We start from the raw sequence: 14757 nt of genomic DNA on the forward strand, positions 1-14757 counted from the left end.
CCGGAACCACCCTGATGCTCCTGAAGTGGCCCAACGTATCCTCGGCCACAGGGGCCGCGATCAGATGGGACAGGGGGTGGGCCTGTATGGAGTTCCGCGTGCTGGGAGCGGTCTCCGCGCTGACGGACGGCGGGGAACAGATCCCGCTCGGTCCCGCCATGCGCCGCAGCCTGCTGGCCATGCTGCTGCTGCGCCCCAATACGGCCGTCGGCGTCGACCGGCTGACCGAGGCGCTGTGGGGCGAGGAACCGCCCCGGCACTCCCGGACCGTTCTGCAGGGCCACGTCTCCCGGCTGCGGGCCCTGCTCGCCGAACACGGGGCACCGGCGTACGGCGTCGAGCTCGTCACCCAGGGGCGGGCCTACCTCCTGCGGCTGCCCGAGTCGCTGGTGGACGCCCACCGGTTCGAGGAGTTGCTCCAGCTCGCCCGGGGGCAGCGCGATCCGGGCGACGCCGTGTCGATGCTCCGGGAGGCGCTCGCGCTGTGGCAGGGGCCGGCGCTCGCCGGGACGGTGTACAGCACGCTGCTGGAGACCGCCGCGCACATGCTGCAGGAGCTGCGGCTGACCGCCGTGGAGGAGCTGGCGGACGCCCACGGGCGGCTCGGCGAGCACGGCACGGCGGCGGCCGTGCTGCACACCGAGGCCATCGCGAACCCGTTGCGGGAATCGCTGATCGCGGTGCTGATGCTGGCCCTGGGCAGGGCGGGCCGGCGGTCGGAGGCGCTGGACTGGTTCCACCGCACCCGGCGGCTGCTCGCCGATCAGCTCGGCATCGACCCCGGAGCGGCGCTCACCGACGCGTACGCCGCTCTCCTGAGGGCCGACGCCCCGCAGGCCGCCGCCGCACCGGCGCCGGCCGGGACGTCACCGGCCCCGGTCCCCGCCGCCGAGCCGCGGGAGACGCGCGGGGCACAGGAGTCACCGGGAGCGCGGGAAACGCCCGCACCGTCCGCACCGGCCCCTGCCGCACCGCGCCACATGGCCGCCGTGCCGCAGTTGTTGCCGCGACGCCCCGGGGGCTTCACGGGGCGCGAGGACGAACTGACCGCGCTCGACCAGGCCACGGCATCCGGCTCCGGTCCCATCGCCGTGATCACGGGCAGTGCCGGGGTCGGGAAGACCGCCCTCGCCGTGCACTGGGCACACCACCACCGCGCGGACTTCCCCGACGGCCGGCTCTTCGTCGACCTCCACGGCTACAGCGCCGTCCCGGCCCGCGACACCACCGCCGTGCTCCGTGAGTTCCTGCTCGCGTTCGGCGTCCCCGTCGAGCAGATGCCCGGTTCGCCCGACGCCATGGGTGCCCGATACCGGGAGCTGACCTCCGGGCGCAGACTGCTGATCGTCCTGGACAACGCCCGCGGCTCCGAGCAGGTCCGCCCGCTGCTGCCCGGCGGGGAGGACTGCGTCACGCTCGTCACCAGCCGCGACCGGCTCGGCGGGCTCGTGGCGTCGGACGCCGCCCGCCCCGTCCCGCTCACCGAGCTTCCGCCGGACCGCTCCACCGCGCTGCTCTCCGCCGTCCTGGGCCCGGACCTGGTCGCGGCCGAACCCGAGGCCGCGACACGGCTCGCCGAGCTGTGCGACGGTCTGCCGCTCGCCCTGCGCGTCGCCGCCGCCCGGCTCGCCACCCGCCCGCACGGCGGGCTGACCGCCTTCGCCGGTGAACTCGCCGACGAGCACAGCAGGCTGGACCTGCTGAACGTCGAGGACACCGGTGTCGCCGCAGCCCTCGGGCTCACCGTCCACCACCTCCCCGAACCGGCGCGGGAGATGTTCCACCGGCTCGGGCCGCACACCGGTGCCACCCTCGACACCGGCACAGCCGCCGCACTGGCCGACTGCCCGCCCGGCCGGGCGACCGTCGCGCTGGACCAGCTGGCCGCCGCCCACCTGGTCGTCGAGACCGGGCCACGCTCCTACGTCCTGCACGACCTCGTACGGCTCTACGCCCGCTCCCTCGCGCCGGGGCACGACCCCGACGCACTGCTCCGGCTGCTCGACCACCGGCTCCACACGCTCCTCGCGGCGTGCGCCGCCGCGGAGCCCGGCAGCGAGCCGTGCTGTGCCCTTCCTCCCGGGGCGAGGCACTCCGCCGCCGTCCGGACGTTCACGAGCCGTCAGGACGCCCTCGGCTGGTATTCGGCCGAACGGGACACGTTGCGCGGCGCGGTCGAGGCCGCCGCCGCGGCGGGAATGCACGACCGCGCCTGGCGCCTGGTCATCCTCCAGTGGCCGCTGATCCTGTGGCAGGTCCGCGACGGCTGGGTGCCGCTGCTCGAACAGGGCCTGGCCTCCGCGGAACTCGACGACGACCCCGGCGCCCAGTCGCGGGCGCGGGCGCTGCTGGGCTGGGTGCTGTCCGAGGAAGGCAGGTCCGAGGAGGCCTTGGCCCAGCTGGAGCACGCCCCCGCCCTCGCCGCCCGGGCAGGCGACACGGCCGGGGAAGCCACGGCTCTGATCAATCTGGGCGTCGAACTCATCCGGCACGGCGAGCAGGAGCGGCCCCGGGATCTGTTGACCCAGGCTCTCGCCCTGGCCGAAGGGGCCGGTCTCACCGAGACCGTCACCCTCGCCCATCTCCACCTCACGCACCTTTTCCTCGCCATCGGCGCCCCTCAGGAGGCCGCCGACCATGCCGTGCGCGGTCTGGCCCTCGCCGCTCCCCCGCTCGCGGCCCCCCGGCGCATCGTGCTGCGCACCCTGTACGGCAGGGCGCTCGCCGCGACGGGCCGCACGGGCGAAGCCGTGCGCCAGCTCGACGAGGCCATTCGGGAGGCGCAGGCCAGCGCGTACGAGGAGGGCGAGACCGAAGCCCGTGTCGTCCTGTCGGCGCTGGCGAACCGGTAGCGCGTGCGCGCGGCGGAAGGAGCGCCCCGGCCGTCGCCACTACCGGTACGCGCGAAGCAAGCGGATCCGACGGATCAGAAGTCGTCGGCGCCGTTGCGCAGCTCGGGCGTCCAGTAGCCGGTGGCCCACTTCGCCGGGTTGACGGCGATGCCGCCGCCGGGAGCCTTCACGGCGGTCATACCGCCGCCGCCCTGAAGCGTGACGGAGAAGTCCGTCACGGGCTCGGTGTTCTCGGTGCGCCCGCCGTCCGACAGCTTGACCAGCGCGTACGCGGGGGCGCCCGCGGTGAGCACGACGGGGGTGGCGGGCTTGCTCTTGGCGACCGGCGGCACGTTCTCGCGGTGGCTCTCGAGGAACTCGATCTCCGGGAAACCGGTCAGCCTGCAGCTGTGACCCGAGGTGTTCTTCGCCGTCAGGACGATGTGGGTGTAGGGCGGTCCGCCCTGGTGGGCGGCGCTGATGGCGACGTTCTTCGTCGTGCAGACGGGGGTGTTCGCGGCTGCCTGTCCGGCGGATCCCTTCGCGGCGCCGGCACCCTGTGCGGTGCTGGCGTTCTTCCCGTTGGCGGCACCCTTGGCGGTGTCGGTGTTCTTCTCGGCCTGTGCCGGCGCAGGGGCCGATGCGGCGCTGTCGGCCGCCGGGCCGGAGGACTTCACGCCCGAGCTGCCCTCACCGCAGGCGGTGAGCGACAGGGCGAGCACGGCGGTGGTGACGGCGGCGAGGCCGGTGGTGCGGTTGCGGAACATACGCATGGTCATTCCCTCGTGGTGATAGTGCGGCCAACGTCCGTCCTGCGACAGACCGAGCCCGGCCTGCCGACGTTCATGAGTCTCGGGCCCACCGCTCACGTTCTACTGCTCCGGCACTAACCTCCCGCTAACGTCCTGCCGGTCGGGCGCGGGCGATCGGTGTTGTCCCGCCATCCGATGTCCCGCCCGGGGCGCACAGTGGCGGAAGTCCCCCCGGACCAGCGGGGCGTCACCGCCGGTATGCTCACCCTGTCGCGCAACCTCGGGCTGGTCACCGGCACTTCCGTCATGGGCGCCGTGTTCGCATTCGCATCGGCGACGACCGACGTCACGGAGGCGGAGCGGTCCGAGGCGTGCCCGACGGCTCGCGTGACCGAGCGGTGCCGGCGTCATTGTGGCGCGAACTCGCCTCGGCGCCAGGAACTACAGTCGTGAGCATGGTCGAACACGATGCCTTCCACGCCACCCGCGAGGCCTACGACGCTGCCGCGCCCGTCTATGCGCAGATGTTCCGCGACACGCTGCGTGACCGTCCCCTGGACCGCGCGGTCCTGGACGCCTTCGCCGAGGTTGTCCGTGCGAGTGGGAACGACCGGGTCGCGGACCTGGGGTGCGGGCCCGGACACATCACCGCCCACCTGGACGGGCTGGGACTGTCGGCGTGTGGTGTTGATGCCTCGCCCGCGATGATCACGACGGCCCGGCAGGCCCATCCGGGACTGCGGTTCGACGTGGGCTCGATGGCCGCGTTGGACATCGCTGACGGCGAGCTGGGCGGCGTTCTCTCCCGCTGGTCCATCATCCACACTCCGCCGCGAGAACTCCCCGCCATCCTGGCGGAGTTCCACCGCGTGCTGGCACCTGGCGGCCACCTCCTGATCGGCTTCTCGGCAACCGATGATCCGTCTCACCCGACGCAGGTCTTCGACCACACCGTCGCACCGGCCTATCGGTGGTCGCCCGATCACCTTGCCGCGATGCTGCGCGCGTGCGGGTCGGCCGAGGTGGCCCGGATGATCCGCGAGCCCCAGCCCACCGACCGACGGCAGTTCCAGGAGGTTCACCTGCTGGCCCGCAAGGCCTCGGCAGGGACCGTCTGACCGAACACACCGAGCGCACCGCCCGCTCGGGCTCCGATGCGGTCGAACGTTGCCGCGAGTCCCCGGCGCTGAACCTGCGGCCTGGTGGGTGGGCTGCGGCGGCACGTGTACGCAGGCCCCGGTCGAGTCCCGCGCTCACTCGATTCCCTCCAGGAACGGGATGATCGCATCGATGAAGTGCTCGTTCCGATCGCCGGCCACCATGTGCCCCGCATCGGCCACATCGACGCGCCGCGCGTGGGGAACCCTGTCGCAGAACTGCTCGGCGATGTCTTCGCGCACCACATCGCTGATCCCGCCGCGTACGAGCAGGATCGGCACGTCGGCCTGGCGCGCGGCGGCGAGGAGGCGTTCCGCCATGCCGGGCGGGTCCATTCGGCCCTCGAAGCCGGCCGGCATCCGGGGGTCCCAGTGCCAGAACCAGCAATCGCCGTGGCGTCGCAGGTTCTTCCGGATGCCCTCGGGGTCGTCCGGACGTGGGCGGTGCGGCAGGTGGGCGGACACCGTCGCGGCGGCTTCGCCGGGGCTGGCGAAGCCGTCCGGGCGTTGGCGCATGAACTCGGCGATCCGGCGGGCTCCGTGGGGATCCGGCCGATGGGCGACGTCGACGAGCACCAGAGCGCGGATCGCAGCCCTGGGTGCCTCTCCGGCGGCGAGCAGCGAGCTCAGGCCTCCGAGCGAGGCACCGATGAGTACCGGCCGTCCGCCGACTTGGGCGACGAGCGCCCGGACGTCGTCGGCGAACAGGTCGAGAGCGTAGTCACCGTCGGCTGACCATTGGCTGGAGCCATGGCCGCGCAGGTCCGGGGCGATGACCCGCCACCCCAGCGCGGCCAGGCGGGGGCCGGTGCGCTGCCAGGCGTGTCGCGTCTGGCCGCCGCCGTGCAGCAGGACGAGAGGGGGTGAGGACGCCTCGCCCCACACATCCGCCGAGAGCAGCAGCCCGCCGCGGCCCACGAAGGTGCGGGGCCGCGGCAGGGCGGCGCCGGCCGTCATACCGCGCCTCGGGTTCGCAGCGGCGCCAGCAGCTGGTCGCGGTAGGGATCCGTGGCCGCCGCGGCGAGCGCGACGTCCAGCGCGAACAGCGCACGTGCGAGGAACCGGTCGTCGTCGATCAGGGCGACGACCCACTGATGCAGCGCACCCACGCACGAGGTAGCGACAGCGGCGGCCAACGCGTCCGTGTCGATGTCGGCGCGCAGCAGGCCCCGTGCCTGTGCAGCCGCCATCGCCCGGCGGAGCCGGGTGAGCGGACCGCGGTCGAGCACGAGGCCGCTGTCCTCCCACTCACGCACCATGCGACGCGAGACGACCGGGTCGCTCACGAACAGCCGGACGGTCGACCTGACGACCTCCCGCGGGTCATCGGCTCCCAGCAGCGCCAGGCGGCGCTCGAGTTCGTCCATGAACGCGGCGGCGAGCGCCTCCCAGATCTTGTCGCGCGGTCCGATGAGGTTGTACACGGTGGCCGGGGCGACCTCCGCCCGCTCGGCGATGCGCTCGGCATTGATCACCGAATCCGGGCCGTCCCGCAGGAGTTCGCGCGTCGCCTCGAGGATCCGCGTGCGTCGCCGGGCCTTGTGCTGCTCACGCAGGCCCCCTTCGGTCGGCTGCATACACGCACACCCCTTCGTCAAAACTTAGAGAGTATTCTAAGTTTTAGGGCCGCGTCCGGCCGTGGTCAAGTGTTGACGCGGCACCGACCGGGGGCGTAGGTACGCCGGGGCGGGGCAGGTGAGGGCCATGGCAGACCTTGAAGGACTCCTGCGAGAGGCCATGCGCCGACGTCATCTGACCGCGCAATGCCTCGCCGACCGGACCGGTATCCGTACCCCGCGCATCCGTGCGTTCACCCAGGACGGGGCCGAGGGGCCCGTCCGCCCCACGCCGGAGGAGCTGGCCGAACTCGCCGACGCCCTGTCCATCCCCCTTCCCGACGTACTGGACGCCGCCCGGACCCGCACCGGGGTGACGGCCTGACACCCGCGCCGACAGGATGCCCCCCAGCCACCCGTGTGGGTGACGGTACGGCGGCGCGTTGCCCGTCGGGGTTAGCCGGAACAGGGAGCGGTTACCCGTACGGGCATGGCACCGATGTGGCAGCACAGGCGTGGGAACGCACAGCCCCGGGACGGCCGGGGCGCGTCCGGGGACGACGGGAAGAGCACCGGGCCGGGCCAGGGCGCGGGACCGGATCCGCAGGTGGAGCGGGAGGCCCCGGACGATCCGACCGCTCTGGGCAAGAAGTCCTGGTGGGCGGTGCTGCGGCGGACGGTGGCGGAGTTCAAGGACGACGAACTGGCGGACCGGGCGGCGGCGCTGACCTACTACGCGGTGCTGGCGCTCTTCCCCGCCCTGCTGGTGCTGGTCTCGCTGCTCGGGGTGGCGGGCGAGTCGGCGACGAAGAGCATCCTGGACAACCTCAAGAAGCTCACCCCCGGCCCGGCCCGCGACATCGTCACGGACGCGGTCGAGCAATTGCAGGGCGCCGGGGGCACCGGTTCCGTCCTGGCCGTGGTCGGTCTGCTGGGCGCACTGTGGTCCGCGTCGGGATATGTCGCGGCGTTCATCCGCAGTTCCAACGCCGTCTACGACATGCCCGAAGGCCGCTCGGTGTGGAAGCTCACCCCGCTGCGGCTGGTGCTGACCGTGGTGCTGGTGACCCTGGCCTGCGCCAGTGCGCTGATCGTGGTGTTCACCGGCGGCCTCGCCCGGCAGGCCGGCACCGCCCTGGGAATCGGTGACACCGCCGTGACGGTGTGGTCGATCGCCAAGTGGCCGGTCCTGGTCCTCCTGGTCACCGTCATGATCGCGATCCTGTACTGGGCGGCGCCGAACGCGAAGAGCCGAGGCTTCAAGTGGGTCACCCCCGGCAGTTTCCTGGCCCTGGTGATCTGGATGATCGCCTCGGCGGGATTCGCGCTGTACGTGGCGAACTTCGCCTCCTACAACAAGACCTACGGCACCCTGGCCGGGATGATCGTCTTCCTGGTGTGGCTGTGGATCACCAACCTGGCGATCCTGCTGGGCCTGGAGTTCGACGCGGAGCTGTCCCGCGAGCGCGCGATCATCGGTGGTCACCCCCAGGACGAGGAGCCCTACGTCGAGCCCCGTGACACCGGCAAGTGGAGCGAGAAGGACCGGAGGGAGGCGGGCGGCACCTGACGTCCGCCCGACACCCAAAAGGCCGGGAGCCGGAATAGCCACCCCGCACACGAGGTTGTGGGCAGGCACGACACCCCGTCGCCAGGCCTCTGGAAGGACTCCCATGAAGATCGGCATCATCGGCGCCGGCAACATCGGCGGCAACCTCACACGACGGCTCACCGCTCTCGGCCATGACGTCTCCGTCGCCAACTCACGCGGCCCGCACACCCTCACCGCCCTCGCCGAGGAGACCGGTGCCACCCCGGTCACCGCGGCGGAGGCGGCGCGCGGCGCCGCGGTCGTCGTGGTCACCGTGCCCCTCAAGGCCGTACCGGCCCTGCCGTCCGGGCTGTTCGACGAGGCCGCGGAGGATGTCGTGGTCATCGACACCGGCAACTACTACCCCAAGGAGAGGGACGGCCGGATCGCCGCCATCGAGGACGGCCTGACGGAGAGCCGCTGGACCGAGCAGCACCTCGGCCACCCCGTCATCAAGGCGTTCAACGGTACCTACGCGCAGGACATCCTCGACAAGCCCCGGCCCCAGGGCCACCCCGAGCGGATCGCCGTGCCGGTGGCGGGCGACGACGAGACCGCCAAGAAAGCCGTCCGCGACCTCATCGACGAGCTCGGCTTCGACACCGTCGACGCCGGCGGCATCGACGACTCCTGGCGCCAGCAGCCCGACACACCCGTCTACGGCCTGCGAGCCGGCACCGAAGCGGTCGGCAAGGCCATCGACGAGGCGTCCCGGGAGCGGCCGGAGGCGTTCAGGGCGTAGCGGGGGCGCAGCCCGCCGCACCCGTGCCCGGCTGCCTCTTACACAGAGCGGATTTCCAACTGCACCTTTCTGGGGGCAGAGGACGAGGCAGGCATCCGGACGAAGCACTTGGTGGTGGAGCTGGGATCCAGGATCGCCAGAGTTCGATGGGCGGCCTGTCCCTTGCCGAGGCCCTCGGTTACCTTGCCGTCCAGCCGGATGGCGTTGAGGCCGCTGATGCCGAGGGCGGAGGAACTGCCGTACTCGATGACCGACTTGCGGCCGTCGGCGTAGTGGACGACCTCTCCTGCGGTGACGTCGTCCAGCCCAAGACACGAGGCGCGCGAGAACGCCACGAAGTGGCCGGTGGCCGGCGCGGCCTCACCAGGGCCGGTGGTGCAGGTGTACTGGGCGCGGCTCTCGAAATGAGCCGGCTTCGGCACCAGGCCCACACCGGTGCCGGCGGAGCGGCATTCCTGCCCTGTGCAGCCGCGATCACGAATCCACGCCTGCCGAACATGCGCATTCTTCCGGGGTACCTCTGGGAGATCGACAACGCTGTTTCTGGGCTCTGACTGCCCCTGAGGAAAGCACAGTTGCCTCAGGCGGGGTGCCGCCTTCGACCCGCTGCTCACCCTCGGGAGGTACTCCGGCTGATGAAGCCACCGGAGGCCTGATCACCTCGCAGGGGTCCACGCTCGATGAGCATGGGCCCCTGATGCTCCGCTCCCCCGCCGTCGTCCGGGCCGGCCGCCGTCAGTGATTCGCCCGCCGTGGCCCGTGAGGGGCCGAGGTGGGTGAGCGACGCCCACAGCACCGGCATGGCCGGGTGCGCGTCGCGGAGTTCACGGGTCGCCGCGTGCAGGGCGAACGCCGGGTCCGTGGTGCCGGAGGTGAGGCTGGTGTAGAACAAGGTCGCGAATCTCTCGGCGATGTCGTCGACGATGGGCCACAGCGTCCCGATGACGTGCCGGGCCCCGGCGGTCTGGAAGGCCGAGGCGATGTGGATGGCTTCGTCCGCCAGTTCCGTACCGGTCTGGCTGGTGCCACAGCCCGAGAGGACCACGAGACGGACCGCGTCCAAGGGCGTCCGGCAGATGTCACGGACCGGGGCCAGACGGTCCGTGAGCAGCAGGCCGCTGTTGAGCGGGTGATCGAGGTCGCTTGTGGCGTGGCAGGCGAAGTGCGCCCAGCGGCGCGTGGGGAGAGCGCGGCGGACGGCGGCCCAGGTGGCCTGTCGGCCGGAGAGCAGTCGGGCGTCGGGGAAACGGGTCGTCAGGAACCGTGCTTCCCTCTCGGCACCCGGCAGGGCCGGTGCTCCTGAGGCGTTCGGCAGGACGACGAGCGGATCCGGGGCCCGGCCGGGCGGACCGTCGGGCGCGGTCGTCCGCTCCGCGGCACCGAGGAGGAGGTCGCGCACCGTCGTCGTGCAGGAGGACACGACGCGGTCCATGACGGTCCTCGACGGTTCGTCGGCGGCAGCCGGTCCGTGGTGGCCGGCGGCGTGGAGCGGCAGCAGGGAGAGAAGTCCGGTCGGGCACCAGAAGAGACGTGGCCAGGGTTCGTCTTCGCGGGGCGCACGGTCGTGGCCCAGTTCGCGCAGGACGGGCTCGGCCATGGCGTCCCACAGCCATGCGAGCGTGTGCAGGACGGTCTGCTGCCGCGCGACGCGGCTCTCGAAGCCGCCGCCTTGGCCCTGTATCCGTACCGCGCCGAGGAAGTGGTTCACTCGGTCGTGGACCGCCTGGGCCTCCAGGCCGGGCAGGGGGACGACGCGGAGGCCGCCCGCGGTGAGGATGAGGGCGTCGGACCGGTACCGGCTGACGTTCACGACGACGACCGGGCCGTCCCTTCCCGCCTCGGTTCCCACCTCGATGAGCCGGTCGGCCGGCAGCGGCCGCAGGAATTCCCCGAGCCCGGGAAGCGTACGGATGCGGGCGATCAGCTCTTCGAGGCGCCGGGCGGCCCGGTGCCGTGAGTCGGCGGCTTCCCCCTCGGCGGCCGGCAGTCGCCCGGAGCGCGGGGGCCGCGGTTCCTCGCCGAGGGTCAGCCAGTCGACGGAGAGGTCACGGGCCAGCTCCTCGAATTCCATGGCGAGTTCCGGCGCGGCCGACCTGAGCGCGCCGAGGTCGGGGCGCAGTTCCAGGAGTTTGCTGAACAGCACCCCTCGGCCGCGCTCGAGGATGTGCAGCGCGGCGGCCGGTTCGTCGAGCATGAGCTTGCACGCGGCGGCGTCCGAGGCCAGGCCCAGGAAGTCGGAGAGCAGCCGTTCGCGGTCGATCAGGTCGATGTGCCAGGAGGCCAGCTCCGGCAGGAGGTCGACCGCGAGGGTCAGTCCGGCGTCACCCCGCGCGATCTCCCCGCGCTCGACCGCGGCGCGGCCGGAGCGGCCGGCCGCCTCGATGCGCAGGCGGGCCGGTGCCTGTTCGATGCGCGACGCGTGCTCCCAGGCGGCCAACGCGCCGTCGAGTGCCGTGGACCCGCCGTCGGTCTGGGCGGCACCCCACAGCGTGCTGCCCAGGCTGAGCAGGGATGCCGCCTGGTCGAGCGGCCTCGGTCCGCTCGCCTCGACCGCTGCCCGCAGGTTCTCCACGGCTTCGGAGAGCGCGCCGCTGTCGCCCGTGGCATGTGCTCTCAGGCGCAAGGCGTTGCCGAGGGCCGTCAGACAGGTCGCCCGGTGGGGGCTGCCCTCCGGGGCCGCGGTGACGGCGTCCCGGAGCACCGTCACGGACTCCAGCAGCGCTTCCCGGTCGCCGGCCGTCTCCGACTTGAGCCGCAGCGCGTCCCCCAGGCCGGCCAGGTACTTCGCGTGATCGGCGGAGTCGGGACGTGACCCGGCGACGGCCTGGCGGCAGAGGGCGATCGCGTCGTCGAGCGCGGCGGGGGAACCGGTCGACTGCGCTTCGAGGCGCAAGGCGTCCGCGAGCCCGGCGAGGGACGTCAGGCGTGCCGTGTCCTCGGGTGGCTCCGCCGCGGGATCCGCCCCGGCAGGCCGATGGGCCCGGTTGCGCGCGAACGCGATCAGGGCGCCCGCGTTCCTGTTGCGCTGCTGCGGAATCGGGCGGCCCTTCCGCGCCAGGGCGGTGTGCACCTGGGTGTGGATGACGGACATGCTGAGGTACTCGGGCTCCCCGACGACACCGGCCTCCAGTACGGCGATGAGCTCGCCGGTGAACGCGGTGTACCGCTCGCCCACCGGCGCCAGCGCCTTCTTGGTCTCCGCCGCCGCCACCAGGATGTAGGTGCCCTCGATCTCGGCGTCCTGCACGAGGTCGGTGACGCCGGCCATGCCGCCGGTCAGTGCGCGTCCGCTGTAGCAGCAGTCGAGGACGACGACCTTGCGGGGCGCCTCGGCGTCCAGCACGGCCTGGCGGATCCATTCGAAGGGCAGCGTGGTGTGGGGCGCGTTGGCCCTCGATCCGACGAGGGCGAGGCCCAGTTCCATGGTCCTGGGTGCGGTCAGGCCGTGACCGGCGAAGTAGACGAGCAGGGTGTCGGTGGCCTGCGCGGCGGCGGTCTCCACCGCGTCCGCGACCTCCGCCGCGCTCGTGGGCTGGCGAAGGACCACGCAGTGTTCCGGCGCCAGCCCCCAGACGTCCGGATCGGTCAGCAGGCGCAGCAGCCGGTCCAGGTTGTTCGCGACGGAGGGCAGGTCCTCCAAGTGCGCGAAGTGGTAGGCCCCGATGAGTACCGCGCGTGAGTGTGCGGGGTTCGCGCGCATGGCGTGTCCTGCGGCCGGTCGCCGTGTCAGCCCTGCCCGTCCTCCGGGGTGTCGTCCTCCCGGATGGTCCAGCCGGAGTCGTCGACGACGATGCGGACACCGCCCACCTCGATCCGCACGGGCGGCGGAGCCTTCCGTGAGGCCCGCCAGTTGGCGATGGCCATGCCCAGTCCGGCGATGTTGAAGCCGGACGAGACCAGCAGACTGATCAGCGCGATGCCGGGAGTCATGTCGCCCGGCCGGCCCGGTGTCTCGACCAGGGTGATCCGGGCCTGCCTGCGGATGTCGCGGTCGTCCATGAGCCAGCTGTGGAACGACAGCAGCGGCTCGGTGTCCTCCTCGTCGGGAATGCCGACTCTGATGTCCACAGGCGAGCCCCCGCTTCTGACGGTTCGGTCGGTCCGAAGCCATCGTAGGGCGAGGGGGCTTGGTTGGCCGCGGCACGGATGTCCGTGATCTTCACGGGAGTTGACGGCCTCGTGCCGCGCTTCACCGGAGCGGTGGAGTGGCTCCGTGTTCCGGGCCGGGCCGGGCCGGCGGCGGCCGGTGAACCGGGGACGCGCCCTCAATGCAGGATCTTCTCCTTCGCCCGGCGGAATTCGTCGTCGGTGATGTCTCCCTTGGCACGGATTTCCGAGAGCTTCGCGAGGGCTTCCACGTCGCTGGAGTAGTCCGGACCGCCGGCCGTCTCGCGAATGTAGTCGTCGACTGCCTGCTGCTGTGCCCGCACGTGGTCCCGCTCGCGTCGGCCCATGTTCTTGCCTCTGGCGATCACATAGACGAAGACCCCGAGGAAAGGCAGCCCGATCACGAGGACGAGCCACCCCGCCTTGGCCCATCCGCCGAGGGAGTCGTCACGGAATACGTCGGCGATGACCCGGAAGAGCAGGAGGACCCACAGGACCCACAGGAAGATCCATACCGCGGTCCAGAACGCGCCCAGGACCGGGTAGTCGTAGGCCAGATACACATTGGCGTTCATGTTCTCTCTCCTCCTGTCGGCTCCCCCGATGCTGTTCCAGCCTGTCCGGGCCGGGGTCCGTACGCCTCACCCGTCTAGGGCGAGGACCGTGTGCGGCGATCGCCCGTCGCGGTGCCGCCGGAGGCCGCGGCGAGGATACCGAGGAGTATCAGCACGGCGACCACGATGCCGAGGACCAGCGCCACGGAGGCGGGGGTGGGGTAGTTCCACAGGATCAGGGCCAGCCCGCCGCCGGCGATGACGATGCCGGTGGTCCAGCCACGGTGGGTGTCCAGCCAGTGTCCGGTGCTGCCGGTGCGCGCACCGGAGTGGGCCAGGGCCCGGCCCGTGGCGCCGGTGGCCCGGGTCGCCACCCCGCGGAGGAACCGGGCACCGCGTCCGGGACCGTACAGATAGCCCGCCAGCACGGTGATCACCGCGATGACGAGGACCGTGAGGGTGCTCGCACGCAGGAACCGTACGAGCGTGTCGTAGATGGGGGCCGCCGCGTCCGGTGGCAGGACGTCGGAGGGGACGGAGTCCAGGTAGACCCGCCGCATGAGGGCGAGAGCGACGAGCAGCACGGCCATCATGACGCCGACGCCGAGGCCCGTGGCCATCAGGGCCACCCGGTGCGAGGGGGCGGCCCAGATGCCGAGGGCGGCGAGGACGACCGCGGTGACGGGCAGCCAGGTGCCGACGACATTGAGCAGGCGCATGGCGTCCTGCGCGTTGTCGAGCTTGTCGGTCTTCAGCAGCGGGATCGTCCTGTCGGCGTCGGGGATGTCCGCGGCCTTCTCGTAGCCCGCGTCCACCAGCCGTTGCTTGACGTTGTCGATGACGGTCCCCATGTCCAGGACGATGGTGTCCCCCTTGGCCTCGACGGCGCTGTGCCCCTCTCCGGTGAGGGTCTTCACCACGGCGGCGTGGGCGCGCCGGTTGGCGCCGTCCCAGGCCTGGGCGAACTGGTCGCTCTTCACGGCCTGGGCCACCACATCGTGGACGGCCGAGTCGAGCGCGTTCTGCAGCGGCCCGGTGAGCAGGGGTGTCTTGTCGACCACCCCGGGCGGTGCACCGGCCTTGGCGAGAGCCCCGCCGAGGGCGTCCGTGATGCTCTTGACGTCGACGTTGCTCACCACGCGCTCGGTCAGCCGGTCGGTCACCAGGTTCTGCACGGGGGGATCGGTGGCGATCGGTGCGACGGTCTGTACGTACCGGCCGGTATCGGAGACCTCGGCGTTCACCCAGGCGGCCACGACGGCCAGCGGGGAGAGGAGGAAGGCCAGTACCAGCAGGACGGAGGCTCCCGCGTAACGCGTACCGCGGTGGCGGGTGTGGGCGGTCCTCCGCAGACGTTCGTATTCCTCGCGTTCGGCGGCGCTCAGGGGTTGTCCGGCCCCGGAACGGCCGGGGCCCTGGGGGGCGGAGGCGTCGGACGGGTCCATGGTTTCCTCCGTTCGTGCGCGA

Annotated in this window: 13 protein-coding genes; 5 read left to right on the top strand and 8 right to left on the bottom strand. The window is 72.1% G+C overall.

Translation table 11 applies throughout. The features are described 5' to 3' along the window. Positions 1-86: 86 nt before the first annotated feature. Positions 87-2852, top strand: a complete 2766-nt coding sequence (locus JO379_RS04270) for an AfsR/SARP family transcriptional regulator (protein WP_209513961.1) — start codon at positions 87-89, stop codon at positions 2850-2852. A 74-nt stretch (positions 2853-2926) separates the two neighbouring features. Here JO379_RS04270 and JO379_RS04275 read toward each other — a convergent pair whose 3' ends face one another. Continuing rightward, positions 2927-3604 carry a DUF4232 domain-containing protein gene (locus JO379_RS04275; protein ID WP_130880859.1) on the bottom strand — a complete coding sequence of 226 codons (678 nt, stop codon included), beginning with the start codon at positions 3602-3604 and terminating at the stop codon, positions 2927-2929. A gap of 434 nt (positions 3605-4038) precedes the next feature. Here JO379_RS04275 and JO379_RS04280 point away from each other — a divergent pair, with 434 nt between their 5' ends. Next, positions 4039-4701 carry a class I SAM-dependent methyltransferase gene (locus JO379_RS04280; RefSeq protein ID WP_130880766.1) on the top strand — a complete coding sequence of 221 codons (663 nt, stop codon included), beginning with the start codon at positions 4039-4041 and terminating at the stop codon, positions 4699-4701. A 135-nt stretch (positions 4702-4836) separates the two neighbouring features. Here the strand turns inward: JO379_RS04280 and JO379_RS04285 are convergent, their stop codons facing one another. Together JO379_RS04285 and JO379_RS04290 are read right to left on the bottom strand one after the other, a co-directional pair. Beyond that, positions 4837-5697 (bottom strand): alpha/beta fold hydrolase, encoded by an 861-nt coding sequence (locus JO379_RS04285; protein WP_130880765.1) that lies wholly within the window; start codon positions 5695-5697, stop codon positions 4837-4839. Further along, the gene (locus tag JO379_RS04290) at positions 5694-6317 is read right to left on the bottom strand and encodes a TetR/AcrR family transcriptional regulator (RefSeq protein ID WP_130880764.1); all 624 of its coding nucleotides are present in this window, start codon (positions 6315-6317) and stop codon (positions 5694-5696) included. The genes JO379_RS04285 and JO379_RS04290 overlap by 4 nt, the downstream gene beginning before the upstream one ends. 127 nt (positions 6318-6444) lie before the next feature. Here JO379_RS04290 and JO379_RS04295 point away from each other — a divergent pair, with 127 nt between their 5' ends. The 3 genes from JO379_RS04295 to JO379_RS04305 all read left to right on the top strand — a co-directional run bounded on the left by JO379_RS04295 (position 6445) and on the right by JO379_RS04305 (position 8629). Continuing rightward, positions 6445-6681, top strand: a complete 237-nt coding sequence (locus JO379_RS04295) for a helix-turn-helix domain-containing protein (RefSeq protein WP_209513963.1) — start codon at positions 6445-6447, stop codon at positions 6679-6681. Between the two features lie 105 nt (positions 6682-6786). Next, on the top strand, positions 6787-7866 hold the full coding sequence (locus tag JO379_RS04300) for a YihY/virulence factor BrkB family protein (RefSeq protein WP_245381374.1): 1080 nt from the start codon (positions 6787-6789) through the stop codon (positions 7864-7866). A 55-nt stretch (positions 7867-7921) separates the two neighbouring features. Beyond that, a complete protein-coding gene (locus tag JO379_RS04305; RefSeq protein ID WP_372449049.1) occupies positions 7922-8629 on the top strand; it encodes an NADPH-dependent F420 reductase in 708 nt (235 codons plus the stop codon). Positions 8630-8667: 38 nt separating this feature from the next. On the opposite strand, the gene JO379_RS04310 is transcribed toward JO379_RS04305, so the two are convergent. From JO379_RS04310 to JO379_RS04330, 5 genes are all read right to left on the bottom strand, one after another. After that, positions 8668-9051, bottom strand: coding sequence for a hypothetical protein (locus JO379_RS04310; protein ID WP_209513965.1), 384 nt, complete (start codon positions 9049-9051; stop codon positions 8668-8670). 188 nt (positions 9052-9239) lie between these two features. Continuing rightward, positions 9240-12329, bottom strand: coding sequence for a caspase, EACC1-associated type (locus tag JO379_RS04315; protein WP_209513967.1), 3090 nt, complete (start codon positions 12327-12329; stop codon positions 9240-9242). Between the two features lie 26 nt (positions 12330-12355). Further along, positions 12356-12697, bottom strand: a complete 342-nt coding sequence (locus JO379_RS33860) for an effector-associated constant component EACC1 (RefSeq protein ID WP_165451643.1) — start codon at positions 12695-12697, stop codon at positions 12356-12358. Positions 12698-12894: 197 nt separating this feature from the next. Beyond that, on the bottom strand, positions 12895-13311 hold the full coding sequence (locus JO379_RS04325; protein ID WP_130880758.1) for an SHOCT domain-containing protein: 417 nt from the start codon (positions 13309-13311) through the stop codon (positions 12895-12897). Between the two features lie 74 nt (positions 13312-13385). Beyond that, positions 13386-14735: a hypothetical protein gene (locus JO379_RS04330; RefSeq protein WP_209513969.1), complete on the bottom strand. Its 1350-nt coding sequence runs from the start codon at positions 14733-14735 to the stop codon at positions 13386-13388. Positions 14736-14757 lie beyond the last annotated feature (22 nt).

The organism is Streptomyces syringium, from assembly GCF_017876625.1.
Taxonomy (GTDB): Bacteria; Actinomycetota; Actinomycetes; order Streptomycetales; family Streptomycetaceae; genus Streptomyces; species Streptomyces syringius.

Bases quoted from the DNA above. Each gene is read 5' to 3' on its own strand.
- JO379_RS04270 (WP_209513961.1), top strand. From the start codon at position 87: ATGGAGTTCCGCGTGCTGGGAGCGGTCTCCGCGCTGACGGACGGCGGG.
- JO379_RS04285 (WP_130880765.1), bottom strand. From the start codon at position 5,697: ATGACGGCCGGCGCCGCCCTGCCGCGGCCCCGCACCTTCGTGGGCCGC.
- JO379_RS04325 (WP_130880758.1), bottom strand. From the start codon at position 13,311: ATGAACGCCAATGTGTATCTGGCCTACGACTACCCGGTCCTGGGCGCG.
- JO379_RS04300 (WP_245381374.1), top strand. From the start codon at position 6,787: ATGGCACCGATGTGGCAGCACAGGCGTGGGAACGCACAGCCCCGGGAC.
- JO379_RS04290 (WP_130880764.1), bottom strand. From the start codon at position 6,317: ATGCAGCCGACCGAAGGGGGCCTGCGTGAGCAGCACAAGGCCCGGCGA.
- JO379_RS04295 (WP_209513963.1), top strand. From the start codon at position 6,445: ATGGCAGACCTTGAAGGACTCCTGCGAGAGGCCATGCGCCGACGTCAT.
- JO379_RS04315 (WP_209513967.1), bottom strand. From the start codon at position 12,329: ATGCGCGCGAACCCCGCACACTCACGCGCGGTACTCATCGGGGCCTAC.
- JO379_RS04280 (WP_130880766.1), top strand. From the start codon at position 4,039: ATGGTCGAACACGATGCCTTCCACGCCACCCGCGAGGCCTACGACGCT.
- JO379_RS04275 (WP_130880859.1), bottom strand. From the start codon at position 3,604: ATGCGTATGTTCCGCAACCGCACCACCGGCCTCGCCGCCGTCACCACC.
- JO379_RS04330 (WP_209513969.1), bottom strand. From the start codon at position 14,735: ATGGACCCGTCCGACGCCTCCGCCCCCCAGGGCCCCGGCCGTTCCGGG.